This is a genomic window from Micromonospora sp. CA-246542, from assembly GCF_050942905.1.
GTDB lineage: Bacteria > Actinomycetota > Actinomycetes > Mycobacteriales > Micromonosporaceae > Micromonospora.
The window spans coordinates 5,402,335-5,417,443 of sequence record NZ_CP192040.1 but is presented as its reverse complement, the minus strand read 5'-3'; the positions used below and the strand labels follow the sequence as shown (position 1 = coordinate 5,417,443).

12 protein-coding genes and 1 pseudogene are annotated in these 15,109 nt (G+C 72.7%); 11 read left to right on the top strand and 2 right to left on the bottom strand.

Annotation, left to right across the window (positions count from 1 at the left end):
• Positions 1 to 31: 31 nt before the first annotated feature.
• A pseudogene (locus ACQP0N_RS24965) lies at positions 32 to 2,170 on the top strand (DEAD/DEAH box helicase); the annotation flags it as partial.
• A complete protein-coding gene (locus ACQP0N_RS24960) occupies positions 2,167 to 3,057 on the top strand; it encodes an SWIM zinc finger family protein (RefSeq protein WP_433114529.1) in 891 nt (296 codons plus the stop codon). The pseudogene ACQP0N_RS24965 and the gene ACQP0N_RS24960, both read left to right, overlap by 4 nt.
• 4 nt (positions 3,058 to 3,061) lie before the next feature.
• Here the strand turns inward: ACQP0N_RS24960 and ACQP0N_RS24955 are convergent, their stop codons facing one another.
• Positions 3,062 to 3,319 (bottom strand): DUF3040 domain-containing protein, encoded by a 258-nt coding sequence (locus tag ACQP0N_RS24955; RefSeq protein WP_234586377.1) that lies wholly within the window; start codon positions 3,317 to 3,319, stop codon positions 3,062 to 3,064.
• A 430-nt stretch (positions 3,320 to 3,749) separates the two neighbouring features.
• Between ACQP0N_RS24955 and ACQP0N_RS24950 the strand changes: the two genes are divergently transcribed.
• The 5 genes from ACQP0N_RS24950 to ACQP0N_RS24930 are packed head-to-tail and all read left to right on the top strand — an operon-like array spanning position 3,750 to position 10,080.
• Positions 3,750 to 5,873: a DUF1800 domain-containing protein gene (locus ACQP0N_RS24950; protein WP_433114527.1), complete on the top strand. Its 2,124-nt coding sequence runs from the start codon at positions 3,750 to 3,752 to the stop codon at positions 5,871 to 5,873.
• Between the two features lie 8 nt (positions 5,874 to 5,881).
• A complete protein-coding gene (locus tag ACQP0N_RS24945; RefSeq protein ID WP_355051437.1) occupies positions 5,882 to 7,264 on the top strand; it encodes a DUF1501 domain-containing protein in 1,383 nt (460 codons plus the stop codon).
• Entirely contained in the window at positions 7,261 to 8,679 is a 1,419-nt protein-coding gene (locus ACQP0N_RS24940) for a ferredoxin reductase family protein (protein WP_433114524.1), read from the top strand. Before ACQP0N_RS24945 ends, ACQP0N_RS24940 begins: the two co-directional genes overlap by 4 nt.
• A gap of 11 nt (positions 8,680 to 8,690) precedes the next feature.
• Positions 8,691 to 9,308, top strand: a complete 618-nt coding sequence (locus tag ACQP0N_RS24935) for an FMN-binding protein (protein WP_433114522.1) — start codon at positions 8,691 to 8,693, stop codon at positions 9,306 to 9,308.
• Between the two features lie 49 nt (positions 9,309 to 9,357).
• On the top strand, positions 9,358 to 10,080 hold the full coding sequence (locus tag ACQP0N_RS24930; RefSeq protein ID WP_433121801.1) for an FAD:protein FMN transferase: 723 nt from the start codon (positions 9,358 to 9,360) through the stop codon (positions 10,078 to 10,080).
• 441 nt (positions 10,081 to 10,521) lie between these two features.
• On the opposite strand, the gene ACQP0N_RS24925 is transcribed toward ACQP0N_RS24930, so the two are convergent.
• A complete protein-coding gene (locus tag ACQP0N_RS24925) occupies positions 10,522 to 11,193 on the bottom strand; it encodes a bifunctional DNA primase/polymerase (RefSeq protein ID WP_355051440.1) in 672 nt (223 codons plus the stop codon).
• 245 nt (positions 11,194 to 11,438) lie between these two features.
• On the opposite strand from ACQP0N_RS24925, the gene ACQP0N_RS24920 reads away from it, so the two are divergent.
• From ACQP0N_RS24920 to ACQP0N_RS24905, 4 genes are all read left to right on the top strand, one after another.
• Positions 11,439 to 12,668: a helix-turn-helix domain-containing protein gene (locus ACQP0N_RS24920; RefSeq protein ID WP_355051441.1), complete on the top strand. Its 1,230-nt coding sequence runs from the start codon at positions 11,439 to 11,441 to the stop codon at positions 12,666 to 12,668.
• A gap of 13 nt (positions 12,669 to 12,681) precedes the next feature.
• A complete protein-coding gene (locus ACQP0N_RS24915; RefSeq protein WP_433114519.1) occupies positions 12,682 to 13,257 on the top strand; it encodes a flavoprotein in 576 nt (191 codons plus the stop codon).
• Between the two features lie 288 nt (positions 13,258 to 13,545).
• Positions 13,546 to 14,382 carry a Nif3-like dinuclear metal center hexameric protein gene (locus ACQP0N_RS24910; RefSeq protein ID WP_433121799.1) on the top strand — a complete coding sequence of 279 codons (837 nt, stop codon included), beginning with the start codon at positions 13,546 to 13,548 and terminating at the stop codon, positions 14,380 to 14,382.
• Complete coding sequence (locus ACQP0N_RS24905) at positions 14,372 to 15,109, top strand: zinc ribbon domain-containing protein (RefSeq protein WP_433114517.1); 738 nt, start codon at positions 14,372 to 14,374, stop codon at positions 15,107 to 15,109. The genes ACQP0N_RS24910 and ACQP0N_RS24905 overlap by 11 nt, the downstream gene beginning before the upstream one ends.

The window sequence follows — 15,109 nt, the reverse complement described above, 5'->3', positions numbered from 1 at the left end:
CGCGCCCGTCACCCCGACCGAGACCGCGCGGTGGCGGTTGGAGTTCGGGTTGCAGGCCGCCGACGAGCCGGGCCTGCACGTCGACGCCGCCGAGGTCTGGCGGGCGCACCCGGCCGCCCGTACGGGCAGCCCGCAGGAGACCCTGCTGGCCGAGTTGGGCCGGGCCAGCCGGCTCTGGCCCGACCTGGATGCCGCGCTGCGCACGGCCGCCCCCGAGGCGATGGAGTTGGACGTCGAGGGCGCGCACCGGTTCCTCAGCGAAGGTGCGCCGGTGCTGCACGCCGCCGGCTTCGGGGTGCTGCTGCCCTCGTGGTGGCAGCGCCCGTCGGCGCGGCTCGGCGCTCGGCTGCGCGCCCGCAGCCGTACCGCGCCCGGCACGGTCGCCGGTACCGAGGCCGGCGTCGGGTTGGACGCGCTCGTCGACTACCGCTGGGAGATCGCGTTGGGCGACCAGCCGCTGTCGGCCGAGGAGTTGGCGGCGCTGACCGAGCTGAAGACCCCGCTGGTCCGGCTGCGCGGCCGGTGGGTGGAGCTGGACCCGGGACGGCTCGCGGCCGGTCTGCGGCTGCTCCGCTCGGCCGGCGAGCTGACCGTCGCCGACCTACTGCGCCTGGGGCTCACCGACGGCGAGGACAGCGGGGCGCTGCCGGTGCTGGAGGTGAGCGCCGACGGCGCGCTGGGCGACCTGCTGGCCGGGGCGGTCGAACACCGGCTCACCCCGCTCGACCCGCCGCCGGGATTCGCCGGGACGCTGCGGCCGTACCAGCAGCGGGGGTTGGCCTGGCTGGCCTTCCTGCGGTCGCTGGGGCTCGGCGGGGTGCTGGCCGACGACATGGGGCTGGGCAAGACCGTGCAGCTGCTCGCGCTGCTCGCCGGAGACCCGCCGGACGCCGGACCGACGCTGCTGGTCTGTCCGATGTCGCTGGTCGGCAACTGGCAGCGGGAGGCGGCGAAGTTCACGCCGGGGCTGCGGGTGCACGTACACCATGGCGCGGAGCGCGCGCGGGGGGCGGAGTTCACCGCGGCCGCGCACGGCGCGGACCTGGTCCTCACCACCTACTCGGTGGCCGCCCGCGACGCCGTCGACCTGGCCGGCATCGACTGGCACCGGGCGGTGGTGGACGAGGCGCAGGCGATCAAGAACGCCTCCACCCGGCAGGCCGAGGCGGTCCGCGCGCTGCCCGCCCGGCAGCGGGTGGCGGTGACGGGCACACCGGTGGAGAACCGGCTCGCCGACCTCTGGTCGATCATGCAGTTCGCCAATCCGGGGCTGCTCGGCCCGGCCGCGACGTTCCGCAAGCGGTTCGCCGAGCCGATCGAGCGCAACGGCGACGCCGAGGCCGCCGAGCGGCTGCGCCGGATCACCGGCCCGTTCGTGCTGCGCCGGCTCAAGACCGACTCGTCGATCATCTCGGACCTGCCGGAGAAGCTGGAGATGGAGGTGGTCTGCAACCTCACCGCGGAGCAGGCGGCCCTCTACCAGGTGGTGGTCGACGACATGCTCGCCCGGATCGAGACCAGCGACGGCATCGAGCGACGAGGGCTGGTGCTGGCCACCATGACCCGACTCAAGCAGGTCTGCAACCATCCGGCCCAGTTGCTGCGCGACGGCTCCCCGCTGGACGGACGTTCGGGCAAGCTGGCCCGGCTCACCGAGATCCTGGAGGAGGTGCTGGCGGCGGGGGAGCGGGCGCTGCTGTTCACCCAGTACGCCGAGTTCGGGGCGATGCTGCGCGGTCACCTGTCGGCGCGGTTCGGCCGGGAGGTGCTGTTCCTGCACGGAGGGCTCGGCAAGGCCGAGCGGGACGCGCTGGTGCAGCGCTTCCAGTCCGCCGACGGTCCACCGCTGTTCGTGCTGTCCCTCAAGGCGGGCGGCACCGGCCTCACCCTGACCGCCGCCAACCATGTGGTGCACGTGGACCGGTGGTGGAACCCGGCGGTGGAGGACCAGGCCACCGACCGGGCGTTCCGGATCGGGCAGCGGCGACGCGTGCAGGTCCGCAAGTTCGTCTGCGCGGGCACCGTCGAGGAGAAGGTGGCCGCGCTGATCGCCGACAAGCGCAGCCTCGCCCAGCGGGTGGTCGGCACCGGCGAACAGTGGATCACCGAGCTGTCCACGGGTCAGCTCCGGGACCTGTTCGCCCTGGAGGCCGGGGCGGTGGTGGAGTGACCGACCGATTCGCCGACTACGGCCGTCCCCGCAAGGTCGACGGAGGGCTGAAGGCGCGCAGCACCCGGGGCGCCATCGGACGGTCCTGGTGGTCCCGGCGCTTCCTGGAAGTGCTGGAGTCGTTCGCGCTCGGCACCCGGCTGACCCGGGGCCGGTCGTACGCGCGGGCCGGTCAGGTGCTCCGGCTCGACGTCACGCCCGGCCGGGTCACCGCCCAGGTGCAGGGCTCCCGCCCCCGCCCGTACGAGGTCTCGATCGCGCTGGCGGCGTTCCCGGAGGCGCTCTGGTCCCGGATCGAGGACGAGCTGGCCGGTCAGGCGTTCTTCAGCGCCCGCCTGCTCGCCGGGGACCTGCCCGACGAGTTGGAGGAGCTGTTCGCCGCGGCGGGCGCCCCGCTCTTTCCCGCCGCCGTCGACGAGCTGACGCAGCGCTGCAACTGTCCCGACTTCGCGGTGCCGTGCAAGCACCTGGCGGCCACGTTCTACCTGCTCGCCGAGGCGTTCGACGCGGATCCGTTCGAGCTGCTGCACTGGCGTGGCCGATCCCGGGCGGACCTGCTGGACCGGCTGCGCGCCCGCCGCGCCGGGGCGACCGGCACGCCGGCGTCGCCCGCGCCGGCCTCCATCGTGGACACCCGCCCGTCGACGGTCGACGTGCTGCCACCGGCCGGCGCGTCCCGGGCGCTCGCCGGGCTGGCCGCCACGCCGGTCGCGGAGGCGGTGGACCGCTTCTGGACGGCACCCGTGCCGCTGCCCGACCGGCCACCCCGACTGGCGACCGGGCCGGACCTCCTGCTGCGCCAGCTCGGTCCGCCGGCGCCGGCCATCGGTGGGCCGGGCCTGCTGGAGCGGCTGCGCCGCGCGTACCGGGCCTTCGGACCGGGGTGAGCCGTCACGTCCAGCGGCGGCGGAACCGCCACATGATCGCCGCGTTGGCGACCAGCACCACCGCGCAGATCGCGCCGGCCAGCCGGCCGGCGAACACGGCCATCGCCGGGAGCGACGCCCACAGCACGATGGTCAACAACATCAGATAACGGCCCCGACGGGCCCGGACCCGATGATCGAGCCGGGCGAAGAACGCCGGGTCACTCTCCCGGAGCTGACGGGTGATCTGGTCGAACCTGCGCTGATCCTCTTTGCTGAGCATGGCGCTGCCTTCCCCTCACGCGTTCAGCGGTTCGGCGGCATACCCGCTGCGACGGCGGCTCACGCTCCTGCTTCTCGTACTTTTCCCCAGCGTGAGAGCACCTCACGTCCGGCTTATCCGAACCTTAAGTTTGTCTGTGGTGGTGAACAGCGGTGAACGTGGCGCGTACGGCCGCGTGGTCCGATCCGTACCCGGCTGGCGCGCGTCCGCCCTGCTGGGAAGGTTGGAAACCGCCCGCGCCGACCCGTCGACCTTGAATGCCGTGGTGAGGGCTGTCTTAAGTGCCCTCACGGGCGTGTTCGGCCCACCTTGAAGGCACCTGAGCGCTTGGTTACCTTGCCGTAGCAACCCCCTCAGGCAACAGTCGCCGCACCTGCCGCACCTGCCCGGTCGCAGCTTTCCGGCGCTCATCAGAAAACGGGATTGGTACATGGCCGACCAGAATGTGCCACCACGTCGACCGCGGGACGACCGCGGCTGGGACGGACGCCAGCACCACACCTCGGACACGTACGGCGACCCCACCGCGTCCGCGTCGTACGGATACGACTCGCCCCACCCCTACCAGGGCGGCTACCCGGCGCAGGGCGACCCGCGCGAGCAGTACGTCGACGGGTACGCGTACAACGCGCAGCCCGCCCCCGCCCCGCGTGGGCCGCAGTGGGTCGGCCCGGAGGGCCTCGGTCGTCCCGCCCCGTCCGGCCCGGCCGGCGCCGGACTGCCCACTCTGGACGACGACGGCGAGCCGGGCCGCAAGGTCGGCCGGCGTAAGGCCATGGCCGCGCTCGGTGGCACCGCCGCCGTCGTGGCCGGTGGCGCGGCGCTCGCCATGACCCCGCAGTTCCGTGACCTCTTCGGTGACGAGGCGGCGGCCGACGCGACCGGCAGTACGGTGACCGACGGTACCGCGGCACGCCCCAGCGGCCAGCAGCCCAGCACGGTGCGTACCTACACCGAGCAGAACGAGAGCTACATGGGCTCGCGCGCCGGTGAGGCGCTGAAGAAGAACGCGCCCGCCGGTGGACGTACCTTCTCCGGTCCGGCCGCGGCCGCCGCGGCGACCGAGGTGACCGTCAAGACGGTGCTCGCCAAGGACCCGATCCTGCACCTGGCCCGGCGGACCACCTTCGGGGCGACGCCCGCCGTCGTCGCCGACATCAAGAAGCAGGGCATCGACGCCTGGATCCGGACGCAGCTCGACCCGGACAAGATCGAGCCGAGCAAGGCCGAGCTGAAGCTCGCCGAGCTGCCCACCCAGTCGCTCTCCGTGCAGCAGCTGCGTGACCAGCGGGACAAGCTCAACGACCAGGGCGCCCAGCCGGAGCGGGAGGTGGTCGACGCCACCCTGGCCCGGCAGATCTGGTCGAAGCGTCAGCTCTTCGAGGTGATGGTCGACTTCTGGAACGACTTCCTGCACGTCGCCGCCGACTTCGACGGCGGGGAGGTCTACCGGACCTCGTTCGACAAGGACGTCGTGCGCAAGCACGCGCTGGGCAGCTACCCCGAGATGCTGGTCGCGGCGAACAAGCACCCCGCGCTGCTGATCTACCTGAACCAGAAGGACTCCCGCAAGGACGCCATCAACGAGAACCTCGCCCGGGAGAACCTCGAGCTGTACTCGGTCGGCGTCGACGGCGGCTACAAGGAGGGTGACGTCCGGCAGGCCGCCATGCTCCAGACCGGCCGTGGCGTCGACGACAAGGGCCAGTACGTCCTGCGCGTCAACCAGCACTACATGGGCAAGGTGAAGATCCTCGGCTTCACCCACGCCAACACGTTCAGCATCAAGGACGTCAACAACCCGACGGCCAAGGAGATCGCCGCCGTCGACGCGGCGATCGACAAGTACATCACCTACATCGCGCTGCACCCCTCGACCGCGAAGTACGTGGCGCAGAGCCTGGCGACCCGGTTCGTCTCGGACACCCCGCCGAAGTCCCTCGTGGACCGGCTGGCCAAGACGTACAGCAGCAACAACGGCATGATCAAGCCGGTGCTGATGACGCTGTTCAGCTCGTCGGAGTTCTGGGCGGCCGTGGGTCAGAAGGTCCGCCGGCCGATGGAGTACCTGGTCGCCACGTACCGCACCCTGGGCGTCTCGCCCGAGGCGTCGCCGAAGAACAACAACGGAGACAACAAGCGCACCCCGTTCGCCCGGGGCCTGCGGCAGATCCACGACAAGCTGCGCGAGCTGGGCCAGTACCCGATGGGTCAGCCCACCCCGGACGGCTACCCCGACGTCTACGTCGCGTGGACCTCGGCGGGCACGATGGTCAACGGCTGGAACGAGGCCGGCGAGATCGTGGCCGGTTACCGCACCGTCTTCACGTACACCGCGCCGGACAAGCTGGTCAAGGCGCCGGCCACCGCCGGGGCGTACGTGGACGCGCTGTCCCTGCGGCTCGTGGGCCAGAAGCTGAGCACCCGGGAGAAGAACCTGATCCTCGGCGTGGCCGGTGTGGCGGCGACCGCCAAGGTCGACGCCACGTTCAACGGGGCCATCACCGCCGTCGCGCGGGCGATCCTCGCTTCCCCCCAGCACCACCTCCGGTGAGGCACCCGATGGAGAAGACTGTGTACAACTCTTTCCCCCTGCACCCCGAATGCCCCGACGTGCGACGGCTGGCCGACAACCCGGCCGAGGCGCTGCTGCGCGCCGAGGCCGACCTCGTGGCCGCCGAGAACGCGGCCGAGGCCGACCGCTACCGCCGGCTGGAGGACCTGGAGGAGGCCCAGCAGGACGGACGCGGCGTCACCCGACGGACGTTCGTCGCCGGTGCCGCGGCCACCGCCACCGCGCTGGCCACCGCCCAGTTCGTCACCACCTCCGCGTCGTTCGCGGCCACCAAGACCGGCACGCTGATCCACGTCTTCCTCTACGGCGGTCTCGACGGGCTGAGCCTCGTCGCGCCGGACGGCGACGCGGTGCTCGCCAAGGCCCGGCCCGACCTGCTGCTCGGCAACGACTCGCTGGCCCTGAGCCGCGGCTTCAAGCTGACCAGCGCGTTCAAGCCGCTGGAGAGCTTCCTCAAGGCCGGTCAGCTCGGCTTCATCCCGGCGGTCTCGGACGAGCGGCTGTCCCGCAGCCACTTCCAGGCCGCCGACGCCTGCAACCTGGGCGGCCTGCCCAACGAGACCGGCGGCCGGGGCTGGCTCGACGGCCTGGTCGACAACCTCGGCAAGGGCACCGCGTTCCGCAGCGTCGGCATCGGCAGCACGCTGCCCCGCTCGCTGGTCGGCAACAACGGCGCGCTCTCGCTGAACAGCGTCGGCTCGCTGCGCCTCAACGGCGACGACAAGTTCCGGGCCGCCACCGAGAAGGCCATCAAGGGGCTCTTCACCGGGATCAACCACCCGGTGGAGGAGGCCGTGCAGGAGGGCATGGGCGCGCTCGCCACCGCCCAGAAGCTCGCCGCCAAGCCGTACCAGCCCGCCGCGGGCGTCAAGTACGAGGGCGTCGGCAACGCGTTCCAGCAGCTCGCCCAGCTCATCAAGGGCGGCGCCAACGTCCGGGTCGCCACCGTCGGGATGGGCGGCTACGACACCCACGAGAACCAGGGCACCCAGAGCGGTGGTCAGCTGCACCGCCGGCTGAACGAGCTGGCCAGCGCGATGGCGGCGTTCTTCACCGACCTCGGCCCGCAGGCCGCCGACGTGACGATCATGGTGTCCAGCGAGTTCGGCCGCCGGGTCGGCTCGAACACCGGCGGCACCGACCACGGCCACGGCGGCGTGGTCACCGTCCTGTCCGGCAAGAAGCTGGCCGGTTCGCTGCTCGGCACCTGGAACGGGCTCAGCAAGTTGGACTCCGGCGACGTGCCGGAATACAACAACATGTTCAACGTCTACGGCTCCCTGGCGCAGGGCCGCTTCGGGCTCACCAACGCCGAGGTGCAGAAGGTCTTCCCGCGCATGAAGTACGCCCCCATGAAGCTGTACGCGTGACGTACCCGGGCACCCACGCCGCCGGCCGCCGCACCGGGACCTCGTCCCGGCACGGCGGCCGGTCGGCTGCTCCCGTACCCCCGCAGGTCCCGGACCGGCGCGGACCCGGCGGCCGACGGCTGCTGGCCGCGCTGCTGCTGGTCGGGCTGCTGGCCAGCGTGCTGCCGTGGTGGCTGGGTACGCCCGCCGGTTCGCTGCGCAGCACCGCCTCGACCCTCACCGCCGGCGGCCGGATCACCGGCCTGATCGCCGGTTACCTGCTGCTCGTGCAGGTGCTGATGATGAGTCGCCTGCCGGTGCTGGAACGGTGGATCGGCGGCGAGCAGATCGGCCGTTGGCACCGCGACATCGGCGCGACGCTGCTGGTCACCGTGCTGGCGCACCTGTCGTTGATCCTCGTCGGGTACGCCGACCTGCGGAACCACTCGGTGTTCGCCGAGGTGGGCACGCTGCTCGGCAGCTACGAGGACATGCTCTCGGCCTTCGTCGCCACCGGCATCATGATGGCGGTCGGGTTCAGCAGCGTCCGGGCCATCCGACGGGCGGTGCCCTACGAGCTGTGGCACCTGCTGCACCGGTCCAGCTACCTGGTGCTGCTGCTGGGCTACGGGCACCAGTTCAGCCACGGCGCGCAGCTCTACAAGCCGGGCCCGGTACGCACCGGCTGGATCGCGCTCTACCTGCTGGTGGTCGCCGCGCTGCTCTGGGGACGGGTGATCGCGCCGCTGGCGTTCAACCTGCGCTACAAGCTGCGCGTCGCCGACGTGGTCGCCGAGAGCCCGGACACGATCTCCGTCTACCTCACCGGCGAGCGGCTGGGCCGGCTAGCGATGCTCGGCGGGCAGTACTTCCGCTGGCGTTTCCTCAGCCCCGGCTGCTGGTGGCAGTCGCACCCGTTCTCCGTCTCCGCCGCCGCGAACGGCCGCTGGCTGCGGCTCACCGTCAAGGTCGTCGGCCGGCACACCGCCGACCTGCGCGACCTCGAACCGGGCACCCGGGTGTGGGCGCAGGGCCCGTCGGGCACCTTCACCGCCGCGCACCGGGTGCGCGAACGGGCGCTGCTGATCGCCGGGGGCAGCGGCATCACGCCCATCCGGGCCATGCTCGAGGAGCTGCCGCCGGGCGCGGCCCTGATCTACCGGGCCCGCACCCCCGCCGACGTGCTGCTCAGCCGCGAGCTGGACTGGCTGGCCCAGGAACGCGACACGTCGATCTGGTACGTCATCGGCTCCCGCGACGACCCCGGCCCCCGCCAGCTCATGAGCCCCGACGGGCTGCGCCAACTGGTGCCCGACGTGGCACGGCGGGACGTCTACCTGTGCGGACCGTCCGGGCTCGTCGAGCAGTCGGTGCGCGCGCTGCGCCGCGCCGGCGTACCCCGCCGGCAGATCCACCTGGCCACCTTCGAACTGTAGGAAGGCATCGCATGCGTCGCGCGTTGCTCGCGATCACCGGTCTGGCCGCCAGCACCACCGCCCTGGTGGTGCTCAAGGGCTCGCCGGGCACCACCCAGGTCGCCCAGAACCTGCCGACAGCGCAACCGGTCAACCCCAGCGGGCCGGGGGTCGACCCGAGCGTCGCCCCGGCCGCCGACCCGTCGGGTGCGGCGCCGAAGCCGTCGGAGACCGCCGACGCGTCGGTGTCGCCCAAGCCCGGCAAGACCACCGCCAAGCCGTCCGGCACGAAGACCACCGCGAAGGCGCCGACCGCGCCGAAGACCACCACCAAGGCGCCGCAGTCGACCACCCGACGGGTCACCGGGCCGCCGGTGGACACGGCGGACGACTACGGGTACGTGCAGGTGCAGATCGTGGTCTCCGGCAACAAGATCATCGAAGCCACCACCCTGGCGTTGCCGAGCGGCGGCGAGTCCGACATCCACAGCGGTGACGTGCGGGACGCGTACAACGGCACCGGCGCTCCCGGCACCCCCAGTGAGGTGGTGCGGAAGCAGAGCGCCAACCTCAACACCGTCTCCGGCGCCACCGCCACCAGCAACGCCTACAAGACCTCCCTGCGGGCCGCCATCGAGCAGGCGTTCTGACGTGCCGGCCGCGATGACCCGGCCCGGGTTGTGCCGGGTCGAGCACATCATGGGTACGACGATCACCCTGGACCTCGCCGACGACCTGCCTCCGGCGCGTCTGCGGGAGCTGGCCGACGACGTCTTCACCTGGATGCACGAGGTGGACGCCCGGTTCAGCACGTACCGGCCGGACAGCGAGGTGTGCCGGTTCGACCGGGGCGAGGTGCTGCTCTCCGAGGCGTCGGCGGACCTGCGCTTCGTGCTGGAGGCCTGCGCCGACCTGTGGGGCGTCACCGACGGGTTCTTCGACGCGTACGCCACCGGCGGGCTCGACCCGTCCGGGTACGTGAAGGGCTGGGCGGCGCAGGTCGCCTCCGACCGGCTCCTCGCCGCCGGGGCGGCGAACCACTGCGTCAACGCCGGTGGCGACGTCCGCGTACGCGGCTTCTCGCCCACTGGCGAGCCGTGGCGCATCGGCATCCGGCACCCGTGGGACGAGATGGCGACCTGCCTGGTGCTCGCCGGCACCGACCTGGCGGTGGCCACCTCCGGCGTCTACGAGCGGGGCCGGCACGTGCAGGACCCTCGCCGGGGCGCGCCGGCCACCGGACTGCGCTCGGTGACCGTGGTCGGCAGCGACCTGGGTGTCGCGGACGCCTACGCCACCGCCGCCCTGGCCATGGGCGCGGCGGGAATCGGCTGGCTGGACCGCCTGACCGACCACACCTACGCGGTAGTCACCGACGACGCCCGCCAGTTCCACTCCGCCGCCCTCCCACAAACGGCCTGACCCGCTCCCCGTCCCCGTCCCGCCCCGCGCCCCGCCTCTGTCCCCGCGATCTTGCAGTTTCGGTTGTCGATTCGCCCCTTGTGATGCGGAATGTCGCCACACAAAGTGCAAGATCGACGAGGTGGGGGGTGGGGGCCGTGGGGGCCGTGGAGGGTGCGGGGTGGGGTGGGGGTTTAGCGGAGGGGGCGGTGGGTTGTGGCGGGGCGGGTGCCGGTGGGGCGGGGGCGGCCGGGGCGGGAGCCGGTTGGGCGGGTGCCGGCCCAGCGGTGCCTTCGTTGGCCGCGGCGGGGCGGCTCGGTGCCGCCGGGATACGGCGACCGGTCGTGTGTGGACATCGTTCCCCCGTTCGTGGCGCGCGTTCGCGCCGTCACCTGCTCAACGAGGACCGGTGGCCGGGCGACGCTGTCGGTCACCGGATCGGATCGTCGGCCGGCCCTCGGCTCACCTTCCCCGGCGGGGCAGCGGCAGGTGCCCGGGGAGCAGGTCGTGGGTGAGCGTCACCCCGCTGGCGCGCAGCGCCTCGATCAGGGTGTTCTGCACCAGGTACGAGTCGGGGAGCTGCCAGCGGGCCTGCTCCGGCGCGACCGCCCAGCGGACGGTCCCCTCCGGCAGTCGGGTCGGCGGCGCGGGGATCCACGAGCCCGGCCCGTGCCGGACCACGTGGAAGCAGTGCTCCAACTCGGGCCGCAGCGGGTCACCGGGACGCACCAGGAACATCCACCGGCCGGTGGGGGTGACCAGCACGGGACCGCGTACGCCGGTGCCGGCCGGGTGGGTCTGCACGGCGTCGAGCACGTGCCGGCCGAGGTGCGCCGGCACCTCCAGCACGTCGAAGGTCCGCCCGGTGGGCAGCAGCACGCCGTGTGGGCGCGTCCGCCACCAGGTGGCCACCCGGGCCGGGTCGGTGGTGGCGGCCAGCTCCCAGTTCTCCAGCGCGGGGTGGCAACCCACGGTGGGACAGCCGGCCCGACCGCACACGAACCTGCTGCGGGCGAGACAGGCGCCGGGCGTCACCTCCCACCCGTGTACGGCGTACCGGATGGCGACCCGGCGCAGCCGGACGCGTTCCAGCGGCGACAGTTCGGCGACGCGCGGTCCGACGTTCCCCCACATGTGTGCCATCTCCCCTCGGTCGGGCCCGGCGGACGCCAGGTCGCAGTTCGAGCGCCGTCACTGCCGTAACCCACGATCGTTGAGGTTGACGAACGGCTCGTGCAACTTGCACGAAAAGTACGAGGACTGGCTGTCTGGCTGACGTACAGGCTGTGCGACCAGCGAAAACTGCAAGACGAACGACTGATCGCCGCACCCGCGGACAGTGCCCCGCCCGTTGGCGGTGGCAGGGGAGGGATGGGGAGATGGACGAGCTACCCATTGGCCGGCGAGTGGCCTACTGGCGGGGGCGACGCAAGATGTCGCAGCAGGTCTTCGCGGACCGCCTGGGCAAGTCGAAGAGCTGGGTCGACAAGGTCGAGCGGGGCGTCCGCCGGCTGGACAAGTTCTCGGTCCTCTACGAGATCGCCGACATCCTCCAGATGGACGTGCAGCTGCTGATGGGCCGTGACCCGGAGCGGCGGACGGACGCCTTGAACTGCATCGACCAGATCGAGGTGCAGGAGATCCGGGCCGCGCTGGAGCGGTACGACTCGATGAGCGCGTACTTCGACGCCGTGCCGTACCCGCCGCCGCTGGACGACATGCGCAAGGCCGTCAACCACGCCTGGCTCACCTACCAGTACGGCCGCTACGGGATGCTCACCCGCGCGCTGCCCAAGCTGCTGCGCGACGCGCAGGCCGCCGACGCCGCCTACAGCGGGGCGCAGGCGCCGGAGGCGGCGCACCTGCTCGGGCAGGTCTACCAGATCGCCTCCTCGGTGCTGCGCAAGCTCGGCGAGTTCGAGCTGGCCTGGCTGGCCGCCGACCGGTCGATGGCGGTGGCCCAGCGCGCCGACGACCCGCTGCTGGCCGGCATCGCCACCACGCGGGTCTGCAACGCCCTGGTCGCCATGGGCCGGGCCCGGCCGGCGCTGGAGCTGAACGTGCAGATCGCCAACCGGCTGGCCCCGGGCGGCGGCAACGACGTCTCGCCGGCCCGGCTGTCCGTCTACGGGATGCTGCTCTTGCAGGGGGCCATGGCGGCGTCCCGGATCGGCGACTCGGCCAGCGTCGACGACCTGATCAACTGCGCGCAGGAGGCCGCCACCCTGCTCGGCGGCGACCACAACCACTACTGGACGTCGTTCGGCCCGACGAACGTCGAGCTGCACCGGGCCGCCGCCGCCGTCGAGCTGGGCGACGGGGGCCGGGCGGTGGAGGTCCACCAACTGCGCATCGCCGAGCCCGACTTCAACGCGCTGCTGCCCGAACGCCGGGCCCACCACCTGCTCGACATCGCCCGCGGGTACGCCCAGATCGGCGACGTGGCCAACGCCGGCGAGATGCTGCTGCTCGGTGACCGGCTCGCGCCGTCGGAGATCCGCTGCCGACCGATCGCCCACGAGGTGATGTCCGACGTCCTTCGTCGCACACGGGGTGCGCCGCCTTCTCCGGTGGCGGAGTTGGCTGAGCAGATGGGAGTAGGGGTATGAGCGCGGAGCCGGTGTGACGACCGGCCAACCACACACCAGCGAGCACCGTGCGGTGCTCTACGTCATCGCCTGCGGTTCGCCGTTGGCCCGTCACGTCGGCCGCCTGGTCGAGTTGGCCCAGGCCGACGGCTGGGACGTCTGCGTGGTCACCACGCCGGACGGCGCGAAGTTCGTCGACCAGGCCGCCCTTCACCGACAGACCGGCCACCCGGTACGGACGCACTACAAGAACCCCGGCGACCCGGACGTGCTGCCGCCCGCCGACGCCATGGTCGTCTGCCCGGCGACCGTGAACACGGTCAACAAGTGGGCGGCCGGCATCGCCGACACCCTCGCGCTCGGCCTCCTCGTCGAGGCGCAGGGCAAGGGCATCCCGATCGTCGCCGTGCCGTACACCAACGTCGCGATGGCCGCCCACCCGGCGTTCCGGGCGGGCGTGGCCCGGCTGGCGGACTGGGGGATCACGGTGCTCTTCGGTGACCATGTGGTCGCCCTGCACCCGCCCGGTACGGGGGAGCAGCACATGCACACCTTCCCCTGGGCGATGCCGCTCGCCGCGCTGCGGACCGTCGCGTACCGCGCCGCCTGAGCCTGCCCGCCCGACCCCGGCCGGCGGGTCGACGGCGCTGCCGCACCGGCAGCCGGCGCGGTGTCGCCCGACCGGCGGTGCACACCGCCCGGTCAGACCGGCGGCTCGCACGGCGTCGCCAGCTCGCGGCCGGCGAGCGGCGGCCGGACCGCTGGCCGACGCGGCCGGCGAGGGGCGGCCGGACCGCTGGCCGACGCGGCCGGGGCCGGGTGTCACCGCCCGATGGCCGCAACGCCGGTAAGCTGGCCCGCCGTGAGCACAAGCCGATCCGCCTCCACGGTGAGCGACGTGGTGGCCGAGATGGAGCGCCGCTATCCGCCCGTCTGGGCGCAAGAGTGGGATCGTGTCGGCCTGGTGCTCGGTGAGCCGACCGCCCCGGTCCGCCGGGTGCTGTGCGTGGTCGACGTGGTGCCCGAGACGGTCGCCGAGGCGCTCGCCGTCGAGGCCGACATGATCGTCGCGCACCATCCGCTGCTGCTGCGCGGGGTGTCGTCAATCGCGCCGACGACCGTCAAGGGGCGGATCGTCCACGACCTGATCCGGGCCGGCGTGGCGCTCTACGCGGCGCACACCAACGCCGACGTGGCCTCCCCGGGCGTCTCCGACGCGCTGGCCGCCCGGTTCGGTCTGACCGGGCTGCGCCCGCTGCAACGGCCCGCGCCCGGCTCGCCGGGCCATGGTGACGACCGTGGCTTCGGCCGGATCGGCGACCTGCCCCACCCGATGACCCTCGCCGAGCTGACCCGGCACGCCGCCGCCGTGCTTCCCGTCACGTCCTGGGGAGTTCGCGCCGCGGGCGATCCCCGGCGTATGGTTCGTACCCTCGCCGTCAGCGGCGGGTCGGGAGACAGCTTCCTCGGCGCCGCGACCGCCGCCGGGGTGGACGCGTTTCTCACCTCCGACCTGCGGCACCACCCGGCCAGCGAGCACGTCGCCGCCGATGGTCCCGTCCTGATCGAGGCCGCCCACTGGGCGACCGAACGACCGTGGCTGGACGACCTGGCCGCCTTCCTGCGGGAGGCGCCGGGCGTCGAGACGCTGGTGTCCGACCTGGACACCGACCCGTGGACCGTGCACGCCGCCGCACCCGTTGTGGACGACAAGGAGCCCGACCGTGAAGGCTGACCCCCAGGTCCAGCGCCGCCTGCTCGACCTTCAGGCGATCGACACCAACCTCGCCCAGCTCGCGCACCGCCGCCGGTCACTGCCGGAGCGGGCCGAACTGGAGGCGCTGGCCCGGGAACTGTCGTCGCTGGAGGACGAGCGGGTACGCGCCCAGGTGGCGGTCGACGACCTGGACCGGGACATCGCCCGCCTGGAGAAGGACGTCGAGCAGGTCCGGGCCCGCAAGGAGAAGGACCAGAACCGGCTCGCCGCCGGCACCGGTCCGGCCCGGGAGCTGGAGGCGCTCCAGCACGAGCTGGCCTCGCTGAACCGGCGTCAGGGTGACCTGGAGGACGCCGAGCTGGAGTTGATGGAGCAGCGGGAGACCGCCCAGGGCGTCCTCGACGGTGTGGAGCAGCGGCTGGCCGACGCCCGGGAGAAGCGGGCCGCCACCGAGCAGCGCCGGGACGACGCGCTGGCCGAGATCGCCAAGGACGAGGAGTTCAAGCGGGGCGCGCGGCAGCCGCTCGCGGCCGACCTCCCCGCCGAGCTGGTCACCCTCTACGACAAGATCCGCGAGGACACCGGGCTGGGCGCGGCGCTGCTCACCGCCGGCCGCTGCGGCGGCTGCCGGCTGGAACTCTCCGGCGCCGACCTGGCCCGCATCCGCGCGGCCGCCCCGGACGACGTGGTCCGCTGCGAGGACTGCCGGCGGATCATGGTCCGTACCAACGAGTCGGGCCTGTAG